At 71.0% G+C, this 14,754-nt stretch carries 15 protein-coding genes and 1 tRNA gene; 12 read left to right on the forward strand and 4 right to left on the reverse strand.

Features of this window, described 5'->3' with window-relative positions:
• Nucleotides 1–124: 124 nt before the first annotated feature.
• Nucleotides 125–1,990 (reverse strand): acyl-CoA dehydrogenase family protein, encoded by a 1,866-nt coding sequence (locus ACWEVS_RS39870; RefSeq protein ID WP_449914243.1) that lies wholly within the window; start codon nucleotides 1,988–1,990, stop codon nucleotides 125–127.
• A 463-nt stretch (nucleotides 1,991–2,453) separates the two neighbouring features.
• Nucleotides 2,454–3,188 (reverse strand): class I SAM-dependent methyltransferase, encoded by a 735-nt coding sequence (locus ACWEVS_RS39875; protein ID WP_354913874.1) that lies wholly within the window; start codon nucleotides 3,186–3,188, stop codon nucleotides 2,454–2,456.
• A 94-nt stretch (nucleotides 3,189–3,282) separates the two neighbouring features.
• Between ACWEVS_RS39875 and ACWEVS_RS39880 the strand changes: the two genes are divergently transcribed.
• Together ACWEVS_RS39880 and ACWEVS_RS39885 are read left to right on the forward strand one after the other, a co-directional pair.
• A complete protein-coding gene (locus ACWEVS_RS39880) occupies nucleotides 3,283–3,840 on the forward strand; it encodes an RNA polymerase sigma factor (RefSeq protein ID WP_354913872.1) in 558 nt (185 codons plus the stop codon).
• Entirely contained in the window at nucleotides 3,827–4,744 is a 918-nt protein-coding gene (locus ACWEVS_RS39885) for a hypothetical protein (protein ID WP_452555978.1), read from the forward strand. The genes ACWEVS_RS39880 and ACWEVS_RS39885 overlap by 14 nt, the downstream gene beginning before the upstream one ends.
• On the opposite strand, the gene ACWEVS_RS39890 is transcribed toward ACWEVS_RS39885, so the two are convergent.
• Nucleotides 4,733–5,770 (reverse strand): adenosine deaminase, encoded by a 1,038-nt coding sequence (locus ACWEVS_RS39890; protein WP_449914237.1) that lies wholly within the window; start codon nucleotides 5,768–5,770, stop codon nucleotides 4,733–4,735. The genes ACWEVS_RS39885 and ACWEVS_RS39890 overlap by 12 nt on opposite strands.
• A 62-nt stretch (nucleotides 5,771–5,832) precedes the next feature.
• Here ACWEVS_RS39890 and ACWEVS_RS39895 point away from each other — a divergent pair, with 62 nt between their 5' ends.
• The 5 genes from ACWEVS_RS39895 to ACWEVS_RS39915 are packed head-to-tail and all read left to right on the forward strand — an operon-like array spanning nucleotide 5,833 to nucleotide 9,735.
• The gene (locus ACWEVS_RS39895) at nucleotides 5,833–6,327 is read left to right on the forward strand and encodes a SigE family RNA polymerase sigma factor (protein ID WP_354913866.1); all 495 of its coding nucleotides are present in this window, start codon (nucleotides 5,833–5,835) and stop codon (nucleotides 6,325–6,327) included.
• Nucleotides 6,324–7,232: a PASTA domain-containing protein gene (locus ACWEVS_RS39900; RefSeq protein WP_449914234.1), complete on the forward strand. Its 909-nt coding sequence runs from the start codon at nucleotides 6,324–6,326 to the stop codon at nucleotides 7,230–7,232. The genes ACWEVS_RS39895 and ACWEVS_RS39900 overlap by 4 nt, the downstream gene beginning before the upstream one ends.
• Before the next feature lie 31 nt (nucleotides 7,233–7,263).
• Nucleotides 7,264–7,845 (forward strand): hypothetical protein, encoded by a 582-nt coding sequence (locus ACWEVS_RS39905; RefSeq protein WP_452555980.1) that lies wholly within the window; start codon nucleotides 7,264–7,266, stop codon nucleotides 7,843–7,845.
• Nucleotides 7,846–7,901: 56 nt separating this feature from the next.
• Entirely contained in the window at nucleotides 7,902–8,396 is a 495-nt protein-coding gene (locus tag ACWEVS_RS39910) for a SigE family RNA polymerase sigma factor (protein WP_449914230.1), read from the forward strand.
• Nucleotides 8,389–9,735, forward strand: coding sequence for a hypothetical protein (locus ACWEVS_RS39915; protein WP_452555982.1), 1,347 nt, complete (start codon nucleotides 8,389–8,391; stop codon nucleotides 9,733–9,735). Before ACWEVS_RS39910 ends, ACWEVS_RS39915 begins: the two co-directional genes overlap by 8 nt.
• A gap of 112 nt (nucleotides 9,736–9,847) precedes the next feature.
• Here ACWEVS_RS39915 and ACWEVS_RS39920 read toward each other — a convergent pair whose 3' ends face one another.
• A complete protein-coding gene (locus ACWEVS_RS39920) occupies nucleotides 9,848–11,050 on the reverse strand; it encodes a pyridoxal phosphate-dependent aminotransferase (protein ID WP_449914225.1) in 1,203 nt (400 codons plus the stop codon).
• 164 nt (nucleotides 11,051–11,214) lie between these two features.
• On the opposite strand from ACWEVS_RS39920, the gene ACWEVS_RS39925 reads away from it, so the two are divergent.
• The 5 genes from ACWEVS_RS39925 to rplA all read left to right on the forward strand — a co-directional run bounded on the left by ACWEVS_RS39925 (nucleotide 11,215) and on the right by rplA (nucleotide 13,886).
• Nucleotides 11,215–11,287, forward strand: a tRNA-Trp gene (locus tag ACWEVS_RS39925).
• A 76-nt stretch (nucleotides 11,288–11,363) separates the two neighbouring features.
• A complete protein-coding gene (gene secE / locus ACWEVS_RS39930) occupies nucleotides 11,364–11,612 on the forward strand; it encodes a preprotein translocase subunit SecE (RefSeq protein WP_449914222.1) in 249 nt (82 codons plus the stop codon).
• Nucleotides 11,613–11,663: 51 nt separating this feature from the next.
• Nucleotides 11,664–12,443 carry a transcription termination/antitermination protein NusG gene (nusG, locus tag ACWEVS_RS39935; RefSeq protein ID WP_452555984.1) on the forward strand — a complete coding sequence of 260 codons (780 nt, stop codon included), beginning with the start codon at nucleotides 11,664–11,666 and terminating at the stop codon, nucleotides 12,441–12,443.
• Between the two features lie 184 nt (nucleotides 12,444–12,627).
• The gene (rplK, locus tag ACWEVS_RS39940; protein ID WP_327087736.1) at nucleotides 12,628–13,059 is read left to right on the forward strand and encodes a 50S ribosomal protein L11; all 432 of its coding nucleotides are present in this window, start codon (nucleotides 12,628–12,630) and stop codon (nucleotides 13,057–13,059) included.
• A gap of 107 nt (nucleotides 13,060–13,166) precedes the next feature.
• Nucleotides 13,167–13,886 (forward strand): 50S ribosomal protein L1, encoded by a 720-nt coding sequence (gene rplA, locus ACWEVS_RS39945; RefSeq protein ID WP_449914218.1) that lies wholly within the window; start codon nucleotides 13,167–13,169, stop codon nucleotides 13,884–13,886.
• The last annotated feature ends 868 nt before the right edge of the window (nucleotides 13,887–14,754 follow it).

Genomic DNA, 14,754 nt, shown 5'->3' on the forward strand with positions numbered 1-14,754 from the left:
TACCGGCTGGTCTCGGTTTCACAACACAAAGGCTGACGCGGTCTAGACCGGATGTGATGCGAGGGTGCCCTGTGTCGAGCATCCTGCACGATTCTGCGTGAAACAAGGCCTTTTATATTACTAATCAAGCACCAAGATGACGGCGTACGTCATCGTCACCCGAGGGGGAGGCGATCCACGGACCGTCGATGGACGGGTCGAGCACCCCTTCCTCCAGGAAGGCGTAGCGGCCCTCGAGGAGATAGCGCGCCACCCGGGCGTCGTGCGCGTCGGTGTTGTGCCACAGCCGCTCGAACAGCGCGTCGACCCGCGCGGCGGCCTGGCGGCAGAACGCGTCGGCCAGCTCCACCGGGCGGCGGCCGAGATCGCGCGAGTCCTCGTCGGCGCGCAGGCAGACGGCGGTCATCGCGAACAGCTCCGCGCCGATGTCGACGATCCTGCCGAGGAAGGACTGCCGGTGCTCCAGTGCGCCCCGCCACCTGGACATCGCGTAGAAGGTGGACCTGGCCAGCTTGCGGCTGCTCCGCTCGGCCTGCCGCAGGTGCTGGGCCAGCGGGCCGAAGTCGGCGTAGGAGACCGGCAGCGTGCCGTGGCCGACCATCAGGCCGGGCAGCCACCTGGCGTAGAAGGCGCCGGCGCGCTTCAACGCCCTGGTCCGGTCCTGCCGGGAGGCCCCCGGGTCGACCAGCTCTCCCGCGACCGAGAGATGCGCGTCCACGGCCTCACGCGCGATCAGCAGCCGCATGATCTCCGAGGAGCCCTCGAAGATGCGGTTGATGCGCAGGTCCCGCAGGACCTGCTCGGCAGGCACGCCCCGCTCCCCCCTGGCGGCCAGCGACTCGGCGGTCTCGTAGCCGCGCCCGCCCCTGATCTGGACCAGTTCGTCGCCCACCCGCCAGGCCATCTCGCTGGCGAACAGCTTCGCCAGCGCGGCCTCGATCCTGATGTCGGTGGACTCGTCGTCGGCCATCCTGCTCGACAGGTCCGTCACCGCCTCCAGCGCGTAGGCGGTGGCGGCGATGAAAGCCAGCTTGGTCGCCACCGCCTCGTGCTCGCCGATCCGGTGCCCCCACTGCACCCGGGCGGCGGACCACTCCCGCGCGATCTTCGTCGCCCACTTGGCGTTGCCCGCGCAGGTGGCCGGCAGCGACAGCCGGCCGGTGTTGAGCGTGGTCAGCGCGATCTTCAGGCCCGCGCCCTCGCGGCCGATCCGGTTCCTGGCCGGGACCCGGACACCGGCGAACCGCGTGACGCCGTTCTCGATGCCGCGCAGGCCCATGAACGCGTTGCGCCGCTGCACGGTGATCCCGGGCGAGCCGGCCTCCACCACGAAGGCGCTGATCCTCTCCCCGGTCCTCGCCATCACGACCAGCAGATCGGCGAGCACGCCGTTCGTCGTCCACAGCTTGACGCCGTCGAGCACGTACTCGTCGCCGTCGCGGACGGCCGTCGTGGACAGCCTCGCGGGATCGGAGCCCACGTCCGGCTCGGTCAGCAGGAACGCCGAGATCTCCCCCCGGGCGCAGCGCGGCAGGAACTCCCGCTTCTGCTCCTCGGTGCCGAACAGCCGCAGCGGCTGCGGCACCCCGATCGACTGGTGCGCCGACAGCAGCGCCGACAGCGCAGGGGAGTAGGAGCCGACCAGCATGAGCGCCCGGCTGTAGTACAGGTGGGACAGTCCGAGACCGCCGTACTCCTCCTCGATCGTGATCCCGAACGCGCCGAGGCCCGCCAGGCCCTTGATGACCTCGTCCGGCACCACCGCGGTCCGCTCGATCTCCGCCGGATCGACCTGCCGGTCGAGGAAGCGCCGCAGCGCCCTGACGAACTCCTCGCCCCTCGTGGTGGCTGATTCGTCGAGCGCGGGCATCGGATGCACCAGATCGAGCCTGAAGTCGCCCAGGAAGAGCTGCCTACCGAAGCTCGGCCGCTCCCATTCGGCCTGCCTGGCCTGCTCCGCCACCTCTCGCGCCTGCGCGTACTCGGTCATAACGGCCGCCCATCTCCGTCCACCGTTCTCTTCGGATTCTGATCCCCACCCCTGCCCGTGACCATCCCCGGCCGGCGTTACCCTCAGCCGGATCTCCAAGGCGGGCGTCGTGCGCGGGTGCCGGTCGTCGGGCGCCCGTACGGCAAGCCCGGTCCAGCCCACCCTCCGCGCGGGGCCGGCGTCCCTCCAGGGAGACGGCAGGCGAGCGCGCGGGGCCGGGGCGGCAGACGACGGGCCGGCCGGCGTGGCGGCTTCGGCGCGGCGGGGCGGCCCAGGCGTTCAGCATCGGCCACGGGGCCGGCGATACGGGCGGCGTAGCGGCGACCGGCCGGAGTCCCGCTGGAGTACGCGTGAAAGACGGACGGCCACCGAGTGATCTCGGTGGCCGTGGCGAGGCTTGCCGTACGGGAGGCTGGACGGCGCGCCCTGCGAGAGGTCGTACGGGGGCTGGACGGGAAGAGGGTCAGCGGGGCACGCGGGCGACGCAGAAGACCGTCTGGCCGAAGGGCGGGCGGATGAAGCGCTCGAGCAGCCGGGTGGCGGGCACCACGGTGCGGTCGTAGATCTTCACCAGGCGCGGGTCGGGGTAGCCGACGCCGCCGCGGCGCACGGCCGCCCACCAGGCGATGCCGCCCAGGAAGTTGATCGGCTTCAGCACGTCGATGTCGAGGCCCGCCTTGGCGACCGAGCTGCGCAGGGTCTTGGGCGTGTAGCGCTGGACGTGGCCGACCTTCTTGTCGAAGTCTCCGTAGAGCTGCATGTAGCCCGGCACCCAGATGATGATGCGGCCGCCCGGCGTGACGACGCGGGCCAGCGAGCGCAGCGCCTCGGAGTCCTCCTCGATGTGCTCGAGGACGTTCATCATGACGACCGTGTCGACCTTCTTCTCCATCGGAACCGGGTCCGGGAGCGCGAAGTGCAGCACGTCGATGTCGGAGCGGTCAGCGAAGCGCTTGCGCAGCTGGTCGACGCAGTAGGGGTCGAAGTCGCTCACCACGAGCCGGTCGAGGCGGGGCAGGAACTGCTCGGCGAAGTGGCCGAGACCGGAGCCGATCTCGAGCATCGAGCGGCCGACGTGGGGCGCGACCATGTCGAACTCGTACTGGCGGTAGTTCTTCGCCTCGTCGCCGCCGAGGTGGTTCTCCAGAGCCTCGTCGCCGGCCGCCGGTTGCACCACGCGGTCGTACCCAGATGACATAAGTCCGTTCCTCCATGGAAAACCGGTCGGCCCAGCAGTCTAGTGCCCGGTCGTCCCTGGCAATCACGTTATGGACGGAAGCGGCGTTCATGCGATGGAATCTCTCCTGCCCATGGACGACGCCGAGGCGATAGCCCGATCCCTGGACGGTGACCTTGCCGCCTACGAGGTGCTGGTCGCCCGTTACAGCGCGCTCGCCCACCGCACCGCCGCCATGCTCGGCGCGGGCGACGAGGCCGACGACGTGGTGCAGGAGGCGTTCGTCAAGGCGTTCAGGCACCTGGGCGGCTTCCGGATGGACGCGCCGTTCCGCCCGTGGCTGCTGCGGATCGTCGCCAACGAGACGCACAACCTGACCAGGTCGCGCGGGCGCAGGTCGGAGCTGACGCTGCGGCTCGGCGCGCTCGCCCCGGCGCAGGCGCCCGACGACCCGGAGGGCGCGGCGATCGCCGACGACCGCAGGGCGCGGCTGCTGGCCGCCGTCCGCGAGCTGCCTGATCGGGAACGGGAAGCCGTGGTCTGCAGGTACTTCTTGCAGCTGTCGGAGCAGGAGACGGCACAGGTGCTCGACTGGCCGGTCGGCACGGTCAAGTCCAGGACGCATCGCGGTCTGGCCAGGCTGAGGGAGGAGGTGGGACGTGACCTCGCCTGACGACGAGCCCGGCGTGACACCGCCGGACGACGACCTCGAGGCGGAGCTGACGGCCCTGGCCGGCTTCCTCGACGTGTCCGCCGCCCCGCCGCCCGCCGACGTGGCCGCCGCCGTACGGGCCCGCCTCGAACAGCCCGCCCCACGGCCCGAGGCCGTCGACGATTCCCGCCACGCCCCGGGGCCCGAGACCGAGCCCGGCCGAGATCCGGGGCCCGAGGCCGTCGACGATTCCCGCCACGCCCCGGGGCCCGAGACCGACGACGACCCCGGCCGCGCGACTGATCCCGTGGGGCGGCCTGGCGCCCGGCCCGTGGGCCGGCGGGGGTGGCGCAGGTCCAGGTGGGGGCTGGTGGCCGCCGTCCTGGTCGCGGTCGTCGCGCTCACCGCGGCCACCCCGCAGGGCAGGGCGGCCGTCGTCCACGTCCTGCGGCTGGCCGGCATCGAGCTGCGCGTGGGCGAGAACGGCACGCCGCCCGCCTCGCCCGTGCCGCTGCCGGGGGAGCGGGCCGTCACGCTCGACGCGGCGCGGAGCCTGGTGACGTTCCCGGTGAAGGTGCCCGCTGAGCTGGGCGAGCCCGAGCGGGTCACGGTCAGCGACGGCGGCCGGATCGTCTCCCTGTTCTGGTCCGGCGGCACCAGGATCGACCAGTTCGACGGCCTCGGACCCTACTTCGTCAAGCAGCTCGGCGAGCCCTGGCCCGAGCACGTCAGCGTCGACGGCGCCGAAGGCTGGTGGATCGGCCGCGAGCACCGGCTCAGCCGCGTCGACCGGGAGGACGGCACCGAGCTGCCCCTGCGCCTGGCGGGCCCGACCCTCGTCTGGTTCGACGGCGAGGTGGCCGTCAGGCTCGAAGGGGTGCCGGACAGGCGGCGGGCGCTGGAGATCGCCGCTTCACTCCGCTGAGGGATCAGGGGCGGCCAGCCAGTCGTCCACTCCCCGCAGCAGCTCCTTGCGCACCTGCTCCGGCGCGGTCGACGCCCTGATCGACTGCCTGGCCAGCTCCGCCAGCTCGGCGTCGGAGAAGCCGTAGACCTCGCGGGCCAGCTCGTACTGCGGCAGCAGCCGCGCGCCGAACAGCAGCGGGTCGTCGGCGCCCAGCGCGATCGGCACTCCGGCGTCGAACAGGCGCCGCAGCGGAACCGCCGACGCGTCCTCGACCACTCCGAGGCCCACGTTCGACGTGGGGCACACCTCGCAGCAGATCTGCCGGTCGGCCAGCCGTTCCATCAGCCGCGGCGACTCGGCCGCCCGCACGCCGTGGCCCACCCGGTCGGCGCCGAGATCGTGGACGCATTCCTCGACGCTCTCCGGGCCCAGCAGCTCGCCCCCGTGCGGCACGGCCAGCAGCCCCGCGCGCTTGGCGATCCTGAACGCGTGGTCGAACTCGCGGGCGCGCCCGCGCCGCTCGTCGTTGGACAGGCCGAACCCGACCACGCCCTCGCCCGCGTACTGGGTGGCCAGCCTGGCCAGCGTCCTGGCGTCGAGCGGGTGCCTGGTCCTGTTGGCCGCCACGACCGTCGCGATGCCGATCTTCGCCTCCGCCGCGGCCTTCGCCACCGCGTCCAGCATCAGCTCCAGCGTCGCGGTCAGCCCGCCGAACCTGGAGGCGAAACCCGACGGATCGACCTGGATCTCCAGCCAGCCGGACCCCTCCGCCGCCTCGTCCAGCGCCGCCTCGCGCACCAGCCGGTAGATGTCCTCCTCGCGGCGCAGCACCGACCTGGCGATGTCGTAGAGGCGCTGGAACCTGAACCAGCCCCGCTCGTCGGTCGCGTGGAGCTGGGGCGGCCAGTCCTGCTCCAGCGCGTCGGGCAGGTGCAGGCCCTGCTCCCTGGCCAGCTCGATCAGCGTCGAATGCCGCATCGACCCGGTGAAGTGCAGGTGAAGGTGGGCTTTGGGAAGGGCGGCGAGCGGACGTGGCATTTCCATATGGTGCCACTCAACCTGACCCCCGGTTGACGCGTTGGGAGGGGCGAAAGGGGATCTCGCTGATGAAGGAAGAAGACGAGGCGGCTTTCGACGAGTTCCTTGCCGCCCGAAGCACGTCCCTGCTGCGTACCGCGATCCTGGTGTGCGGGGCCACCCAGCACGACGCGGAGGACCTGGTCCAGCACGCGCTGGAGAAGGTCTACCGGCACTGGCCGCGCATCAGGCACGACAACCCCGACGCGTACGCCCGCAGGATCGTGGTCAACACGGCCATCTCGGCCGCCCGCCGCCGCAAGGTCATCCAGGAGATCACGTTCTCCAGGCCGCCCGAGACGGAGGCCCGCTCACCCGATCTCGACCTGCGCGACGCGCTCATCGCGGAGCTCCGCAAGCTGCCCGCGCGCATGCGGGCCGTCCTGGTGCTGCGCTACTGGGAGGACATGAGCGAGCACGCGACGGCGCAGATGCTCGGCTGCTCGCTCGGCACGGTCAAGAGTCAGGCGGCGCGGGGGCTCGCCAGAATCCGCGAGAACGTCAAGGAAGGAGTGCTCGTATGAAGGTGGAGGAAGCCCTCGCGGACGCCATGGCGGCGAGCGTGGCCGAGGTCAAGGCGGCACCCACTCTGGGCGCCGGCGTGCGCAGGAGGCACCGCGCCCACGTCATCAGGTTCCGTACGGCAGGCGCCGCGCTGGCCACCGCCGTCCTGGCCGCGGGAGTGCCGGTCTATATGGCGGTGACCGCGGGGCCCGAGTCGAGCGGCGTGGCCAACGGCACGTCGACCGTGCGGGTGCTGACCAAGGTGACCGTGCCCGACATGACAGGCAAGACGTTCGAGGAGGCGCAGGCGGCGCTGCAGGCGGCCGGCCTCGTCGCCGAGAAGGCCACAGGGGCGGAGAAGGTCTTCGGCCAGGAGCCCAAGCCGGGCACGGAGGTGGATTCCGGCTCCACGGTCCGGCTGCTGCTCGGGGAGGCCCCGCCCCAGGCGCTCGGCGACCTGGGCGACGGCCGCACGTTCGGCGGCATCACGCTCGGCTACGTGCCGGACGGTCTGGCGTGGGGCAAGTGGTCCAACAAGTGGGACGGCCCGTCCGGCGGCACCTCCTACACGACGACCTACGACCTGCCCGACGAGCCGAACGGCTACTACGGCATCCAGGTCTTCGTCCACGAGGGCAAGGCCGGCGCGCGCGTCGACGACACCCTGAAGCGCGAGGGCGTCGAACGCGTCGACGTCGGCGACAGGCGGGGCTATCTCGGCGACATCGACGAGGGCGGCGACTACGACAAGCTCGGCGCGCAGCCGCGCAAGGAGCCCTGCTGCACGCCGACCCTCGGCTTCAGGCTCACCGACGATCTCGCCGTCGAGGTGGCGATGAGCCCGTCCCGGGCGAAGGAGCTCAGCACGGAGGAGATCACCGCCGAGCTGAAGAAGATCGCCGAGGGGGTGCGCCCCGCGAAGTGACCATGGCGGGGTCGGTGGGCACCAAGGAGATATGGCGCCTGACGAGTTGGTCGCCGGCACGGGCGGGGGACGGCGCGCCGCGCTCGCTCTCGCCGCCCTGGCGGTGACGGTTCTGACCATCTACGCCATCTTCTCCTCCGGGTTCGGGCGGGTCGCGCCCTCCGCCACCCCGCCCACCATCGCCAGCCCCGCTCCACCAGCCCCCACCGACGCAGTGCCCGACACCATGCCCGGCATCACGGTCGTCGCCGACAACTTCTGGCTGACCTACCTGCCGTCAGGCCTCACCCGCACCGGCGGCGGCGCCATCGCGCCCGAGCCCGGCGTCGAGGGCGGCTGGGCCCGCTACGCCTCGGGCGCGGCGTTCGTCGAGGTCCAGGTCGAGCGCGGTACGGTCGCCGCCGACTGGGAGACCTACCGCGAGCGCGTCAGCGTCGCCAAGCCCCGCAAGACCACCGTCCGCGGCAGGCCCGCCCTGGTCGGCAGGCATCCCGGCGGCGGCATGGTCATCGCCTGGCTGGAGCGCACCGGCACGGGCGCCTGGATCCGCGTCAGCGACGGCCTGGCCCACGCGCTCGTCCCGCTGGCGGCCTCCGTCCGGTCGCCCAGCTGATCCGGGGCAACCCTCCCGCGGCCCCAGGCGTACACAAGGGGTATGGAGACCACCGAGTGACCGCGTTCGCCGAGTACGTGGCGGCGCGCGGCACCAGCCTCTTACGCCTCGCGTACCTGTCCTGCGGCTCGCGCGAGGAGGCCGAGGACGTCCTGCAGACCGCGCTGGAGCGCGCCTACCGCAGCTGGCACCGCCTGCGCAAGGACGTCGACCCCGAACCCTACGTCAGGCGCATCATCGTGAACACCGCGATCAACCGCGCCAGACGCCGGGCCGTCCTGCGGTTCATCCCGATGGGCACGCTCCCCGAGGTGCCGGTGGCGGGCGCGGACTCGGGCGTCGAGCTGCGTCAGGTTCTCGCCGACGGCCTGCGCCTGCTGCCGCCCCGGCAACGGGCGGTGGTGGTGCTGCGCTACTGGGAGGACCTGACCGAGGCGCAGACCGCCGAGACCCTCGGATGCGCCGTCGGCACGGTCAAGAGCCAGACCGCCAAGGCGCTGGCGAAGCTGCGCGGGCTGATCGTCATGGATGAGGTGCCGAGCGATGTTTGAGAGCAGCCTGCGGCAGGCCATGGCCGAGGACACCGCCCATCTCGCCGCCGCCCCCGACCTCGCGGAACGGGTGGTACGGCGCTCGCGGCGGCGGCGCCGTACCAGGCACTCGATCGCGGCGGTGGCGACGGCGACGGCGCTGGCGCTGGCCGGATGGGTGCTGGCGCCCGGGGAGCAGCGGGTGGCCACCACGCCGAGCACCACGGGCCGCCTCGACGACGTCGTGGTCCGCCACGTCCCTCCCGGCCTGGGCGAGCCGGTCCAGGGTCACTCCGGCGAGGGCAGGCTCCTGGCGGGCACGCTCACCTGGGGCTCGGGCGCCGACCTCGTGAGAGTCAGCAGGTACGGCGGGGCGGACGGCCTCGACACGCCCGGACTGATGGCCGGAGGGCAGCTGACGTCCACGCGGGGCCGGCAGGCGAAGATCTCCCCCGGCGGGACGGACCTGCTCTGGAGCGAGCGTCAGGGGCTGCTCCTCAGGGTGACGGTCGGCGCGAACCACGTCGCCGAGGTGCGGAGCATCGCCGAAGAACTCCAGGTGATAGACCCCACGGGACCGGCCGGCGGCGTCGTGGAAGGGCTGCGCGTCTCCTACCTCCCGCCCCGCCTCCACCTGGAGAGCTTCACCATGAGGAGCGACGGGGAGACGGCCAAGACGTGGACTGGAGCGGGCGCGAGGCAGATCACGCTGACCGTCGTCAGGGGCAGGCACGCGGCCTCACTGGACGAGCTGGCCGCCTGGAGCGCCGGGGACTGGCGGAACGGGACGCGCACGACCGTCAACGGCAGGCCCGCCTACCGCAACGGCGCCAGGAGCCGGCTGACCGGCCGGCTGTGGCTGCAGGAGCCCGGAGTCGGGGTCGTCCTCAGGATGAGCGAGAACCTCGAACCCGAGATCGACCGCGTCCTCGCCGGGATCATCCCCGTTCCCGCCACGCGGGGCCTCCCCCTGAGATTCGAGGGGCTCACCGTCACGCATCTCCCACCGGGGTTCACGGCAGGGCAGGACGGCGGCATGGACGGCCGCGGCAGATGGTGGACCAGGGCGGGCAGCTCGGTCCTGGTCGAGGTGGTGAAGGGGGAGCGGGCGCGCACCCCGCAGGACCTCGCGCACGTCTCGTGGCCCACGAGCGAGAGGTTCAGCGGTCTGCGAAGGACGACCGTGGGGAGCCGTCCCGCCCTGGTCGGCGACATCGTGACGGGCACGGGCCTGTCCAGGGGCCGCATGGTGCTGTGGACGGCCAGACCGGGCTACGGCGTGCGGGTCCAGGTGAGCGACGACCTGGTCAACGACCTCATGGCGGTGGCCCGCGGCATCCAGGTGGCCCCCGCCCGGTAGCGGGGCCCTGGGAGTCTCGCCGGCACGCGACCGGGAGCGGACCCGGACACCACCACGGCCGTGCCGACGGCCGGGGGTGGTGTCCGGGGCAGGAGAGGGGACGGGCCCCGGTTCAGCTCGCCTCGGCCAGCAGCTTCTGCAGCCGGCTGACGCCCTCGACCAGGTCGTCGTCGCCCAGCGCGTAGGACAGGCGGAAGTAGCCCGGCGTGCCGAACGCCTCGCCCGGCACGACCGCCACCTCCGCCTCCTCCAGGATGAGCTCCGCCAGCTCGGCCGAGGTCTGCGGGCGCCGGCCCCTGATCTCCTTGCCGAGCAGGGCCTTGACCGACGGGTAGACGTAGAAGGCGCCCATCGGCTCGGGGCAGACCACGCCGGGGATGTCGTTGAGCATCCTGACCATGGTCTTGCGCCGCCGGTCGAACGCCTCACGCATCTCCGCCACCGCCGACAGGTCGCCCGAGACGGCGGCGAGGGCGGCCATCTGGGAGACGTTGGCGACGTTGGAGGTGGCGTGGGACTGCAGGTTGGTGGCGGCCTTCACCACGTCGGCGGGCCCGATGAGCCAGCCGACCCGCCAGCCGGTCATCGCGTAGGTCTTGGCGACGCCGTTCAGGATGACGACCTTGTCGCCGAGCTCGGGCACGGCGGTGGCGATGCTGGTGAACTCGGTGCCGCCGTAGACCAGGTGCTCGTAGATCTCGTCGGTGACGACCCACAGGCCGTGCTCGGCCGCCCAGCGGCCGATGGCCTCGACCTGCTCGCGCGGGTAGACGGCGCCCGTCGGGTTGGACGGCGAGACGAACAGCAGCACCTTGGTGCGCTCGGTGCGGGCCGCCTCCAGTTGCTCGACGGAGGCCAGGTAGCCGGTCGTCTCGTCGGTGACGACGTCGACCTGCACGCCGCCGGCCAGCTTGATCGCCTCGGGGTAGGTCGTCCAGTACGGCGCGACGACCAGGACCTCGTCACCCGGGTCGAGCAGCGCGGCGAACGCCTGGTAGACGGCCTGCTTGCCGCCGTTGGTCACCAGGACCCGCGAGGCGTCGACCTCGTAGCCGGAGTCGCGCAGGGTCTTGGCGGCGATCGCCTGCTTCAGCTCGGGCAGGCCGCCCGCGGGCGTGTACTTGTGGAAGCGCGGATCGCGTGCCGCCTCGATCGCCGCCTCGACGATGTAGCCGGGCGTGGGGAAGTCGGGCTCGCCGGCGCCGAAGCCGATGACGGGACGGCCCGCTGCCTTCATCGCCTTCGCCTTGGCGTCGACGGCCAGCGTGGCGGACTCTGAGATCGCGGAGATGCGTGCGGAGATGCGGCTGGACATGGGGTCCATCGTAGTGCGGGCAAGCCGTCCCGACCTGGGCGATCGTGTTCTGGTTCGACGTGGAGGTCATTCGCCCGTACACTTTCGCATGGTCCTGCCGCCGCATGTCGATGCGGCGATCGGTCCGGACAGGCAGTCAATCGATGTAGTGTGGTTGACGACATAGGGCAATGGCGCAATTGGTAGCGCTCCGGTCTCCAAAACCGGCGGTTGGGGGTTCGAGTCCCTCTTGCCCTGCTGAGTGCGGTCCGCGCAGCAAGGCGTGCAAGCGCGCCGCGCAACTGCGTTGGATACGACAGATCAGGTGAGGACTGTGGCGATCGACACGCACAGCGAGACCGCAGGCAAGCCGAGCGGCGAGAAGAAGCAGAAGCGCACTTCGCCCGCCCTTTTCTATCGGCAGGTCGTCAACGAGCTGCGCAAGGTCATCTGGCCGACGCGTAAGGATCTCATCACTTACACCACGGTCGTTCTGGTATTCGTTCTGATCATGGTTGCGATCGTGTCGGGGTTTGACGCCCTGCTCACGGAGGGCGTCCTGCGGATCTTCGGCGGTAGCTGACCCGACGCCTGACAAGGCACCATTCGATTCGACGAAAGAGGAAAAGTCACCGTGTCCGAGACTTCAGACACCCCTCGCGAGGAGTGGGACGACGACGTCGCCGCCGAGGAGGCCATCGACGAGGTCGAGGAGACCGAGCTCGATGAGGCCGAGGAGGCCGACGACGACGTCGAGGAGTCCGAGCAGGCTCCGGTGACCGTCGTCGACGAGGCTGAGGAGGCCGACGAGGCCGAGGAAGCCGTCGACCCCGTCGAGGAGTTCAAGCAGTCCCTGCGCGGACAGCTCGGCGAGTGGTACGTCATCCACTCCTACGCCGGTTACGAGAACCGCGTGAAGTCCAACATCGAGAGCCGCAACGTGTCGCTCAACATGGAGGACTACATCTTCCAGGTCGAGGTGCCCACGCACACCGTCCAGGAGTTCAAGAGCGGCAAGAAGGTCCCCGTGAAGGAGCGCGTGCTGCCCGGCTACGTGCTCGTCCGCATGGACCTGACCGACGAGTCCTGGGCCGCGGTGCGCAACACGCCCGGCGTGACCGGCTTCGTCGGCCTTTCCAACAAGCCGAGCCCGCTCAGCCTCGACGAGGTCGCCAAGCTGCTGGCGCCCGAGCCGACGGAGGAGACCAAGAAGGCCACCACCAAGGCCGCCTCGGGCCCGGCCGTCGAGTTCGAGATCGGCGAGTCGGTCACCGTCATGGACGGTCCGTTCGCCACGCTGCCCGCCTCGGTCAGCGAGATCAGCCCCGAGTCGCAGAAGCTCAAGGTGCTGGTGTCGATCTTCGGCCGCGAGACCCCGGTCGAGCTGTCGTTCAACCAGGTCTCGAAGATCTGACGGGCTCGCATACACTCGACGGGTAACGCGTGACCCCGGCAGTGCGCCAACCGCCGGCGATCCGTCACTCGTTTCCGTCGACCACAGACGTTCGGCAGGCCGTCCACGCGAAGGACGGCCTTCCGACATGTCCGCCCGCACCCGCGAGCGGACGGCAACACGATCAGGACCCGGAGAAGGACACATGCCTCCGAAGAAGAAGATCGCGGCGCTGGTCAAGGTTCAGCTCCCCGCTGGCCAGGCCACGCCCGCCCCGCCGGTCGGTACCGCCCTCGGTCCGCACGGCGTCAACATCATGGACTTCGTGAAGCAGTACAACGCTGCCACCGAAGCCCAGCGGGGCAACATCATCCCCGTTGAGATCACCATTTTCGAGGACCGCAGCTTCACCTTCATCACGAAGACGCCCCCGGCGCCTGAGCTGATCAAGAAGGCGCTCGGCCTCGACAAGGGTTCTGCGGTCCCCCACAAGGACAAGGTCGGCAAGCTGAGCCGCGAGCAGCTGCGCAGCATCGCCGAGACCAAGATGCCCGACCTCAACGCCAACGACATCGAGGCCGCCGAGAAGATCATCGCCGGCACCGCCCGGTCGATGGGCATCACGGTCGCGGAGTAGGTAGAACACCGTCACCCGACGGGCTTCTGCCCAGCAGTCCATTTGTTCCATCCGTGGGAGGGCCAGGCGCTGGCCCGTGACCACAGACTCCACCGAGGAGATCCGAAGTGAAGCGCAGCAAGGCGCACAAGAACGCGTCGGCCCAGGTCGACCGCGACAAGCTCTACACGCCCGCCGAGGCCGCGAGGCTCGCCAAGGCGACCACCACCACCAAGTTCGACGCCACCGTTGAGGTGGCGCTGCGGCTGGGTGTCGACCCTCGCAAGGCCGACCAGATCGTGCGCGGCACGGTCAACCTCCCGCACGGCACCGGTAAGACCGCCCGGGTCCTGGTCTTCGCGACCGGTGACCGTGCCGAGGCTGCCCGCGAGGCCGGCGCCGACATCGTCGGCGCCGACGAGCTCATCGACGACATCGCCAAGGGCAACCGCCTGAACGAGTTCGACGCCGTCGTCGCCACCCCCGACCTGATGGGCAAGGTCGGCCGCCTGGGCCGCGTGCTCGGCCCGCGCGGTCTCATGCCGAACCCCAAGACCGGCACCGTCACGCCGGACGTGGCCAAGGCCGTGACCGACATCAAGGGCGGAAAGATCGAGTTCCGCACCGACCGTCAGGCGAACCTCCACTTCATCATCGGCAAGACGTCGTTCGACGAGCGCCAGCTCATCGAGAACTACGCCGCCGCCCTTGACGAGGTGCTGCGTCTCAAGCCGTCCGCGGCCAAGGGGCGCTACCTGAAGAAGGTCACCTTCTCGACCACGATGGGCCCCGGCGTTCCCGTCGACCCGAACGTGACTCGCGCGATGACCGCCGAGCTCGAGGGCTGACCCCTTCCTCTCACTCGAAGGCCCCCGCAGGATCTCCCTGCGGGGGCCTTCCCCTTTCCCACCCCCCGCCTCCGTCTGTCTCCGGCCTCCGTCTGTCCCTGGCCTCCGTTGCACGAAGGCCGTGCGTTTCCACGCGCGGCGGCCCTTGGAGCGGCGTCCCTTGCCTCGCCCAACCTCATGCTGGTGCGGCTCCGTGTTGGTGGGCTCGGGATGTTCGCTGTGTGCGCCCTGGTGCTGGTGGGGCTGGGGGCGCTTACCGGTCTGTGCGGCGCTGTGCTGGTGGGGCTCAGGATGTTCACTGGTGTGTGCGGCCTCGTGGTGGTGCGGCTCGGGGGGTTTGCCGGTCTGTATGGCGCTGTGCTGGTGGGGCTCGGGATGTTCGCTGGGTGTGCGGCCTCGTGGTGGTGCGGCTCGGGGGGTTTGCCGGTCTGTACGGCAAGCCGGGTCAGGCGCCTCCGTGGTCACCGGTTGCCCTCCGTCGAAGGGACGCTCCTCGAGCCCAGCCGCGTCCCGCCGTCACGGACGGCCCTTCATCGGCCTTCCGTAGCGGCGGCCGGCCACGCGCGCTCGGTGACGCGTATCCCGGGACAGACGCCCGCCACGCGCCTGGGGTGGCGCGTGGCGGGGCTTGCCGTACGGGTCGGTGGGCGGGATCCAGCGGCCGGCCGGATGGGCGGAATCCCGGGCCCGCCGGGTGGACGGATCCCGGGCCCGTCGGGTGGACGGATCGCGCGCCTGCCAGTGAACGGGACGCGTGCCGGATGGCGGAATTCCGGGCCCGTCGGGTGGACGGATCGCGCGCCTGCCAGTGAACGGGACGCGTGCCGGATGGCGGAATTCCGGGCCCGTCGGGTGGACGGATCGCGCG

It is taken from the genome of Nonomuraea sp. NPDC003754 (assembly GCF_053605785.1).

Coding starts and splice junctions, on each gene's coding strand:
- ACWEVS_RS39870 (WP_449914243.1), bottom strand. CDS start 1,990: ATGACCGAGTACGCGCAGGCGCGAGAGGTGGCGGAGCAGGCCAGGCAG.
- ACWEVS_RS39875 (WP_354913874.1), bottom strand. CDS start 3,188: ATGTCATCTGGGTACGACCGCGTGGTGCAACCGGCGGCCGGCGACGAG.
- ACWEVS_RS39880 (WP_354913872.1), top strand. CDS start 3,283: ATGGAATCTCTCCTGCCCATGGACGACGCCGAGGCGATAGCCCGATCC.
- ACWEVS_RS39890 (WP_449914237.1), bottom strand. CDS start 5,770: ATGGAAATGCCACGTCCGCTCGCCGCCCTTCCCAAAGCCCACCTTCAC.
- ACWEVS_RS39895 (WP_354913866.1), top strand. CDS start 5,833: ATGAAGGAAGAAGACGAGGCGGCTTTCGACGAGTTCCTTGCCGCCCGA.
- ACWEVS_RS39900 (WP_449914234.1), top strand. CDS start 6,324: ATGAAGGTGGAGGAAGCCCTCGCGGACGCCATGGCGGCGAGCGTGGCC.
- ACWEVS_RS39905 (WP_452555980.1), top strand. CDS start 7,264: ATGGCGCCTGACGAGTTGGTCGCCGGCACGGGCGGGGGACGGCGCGCC.
- ACWEVS_RS39915 (WP_452555982.1), top strand. CDS start 8,389: ATGTTTGAGAGCAGCCTGCGGCAGGCCATGGCCGAGGACACCGCCCAT.
- ACWEVS_RS39920 (WP_449914225.1), bottom strand. CDS start 11,050: ATGTCCAGCCGCATCTCCGCACGCATCTCCGCGATCTCAGAGTCCGCC.
- rplK (WP_327087736.1), top strand. CDS start 12,628: ATGCCTCCGAAGAAGAAGATCGCGGCGCTGGTCAAGGTTCAGCTCCCC.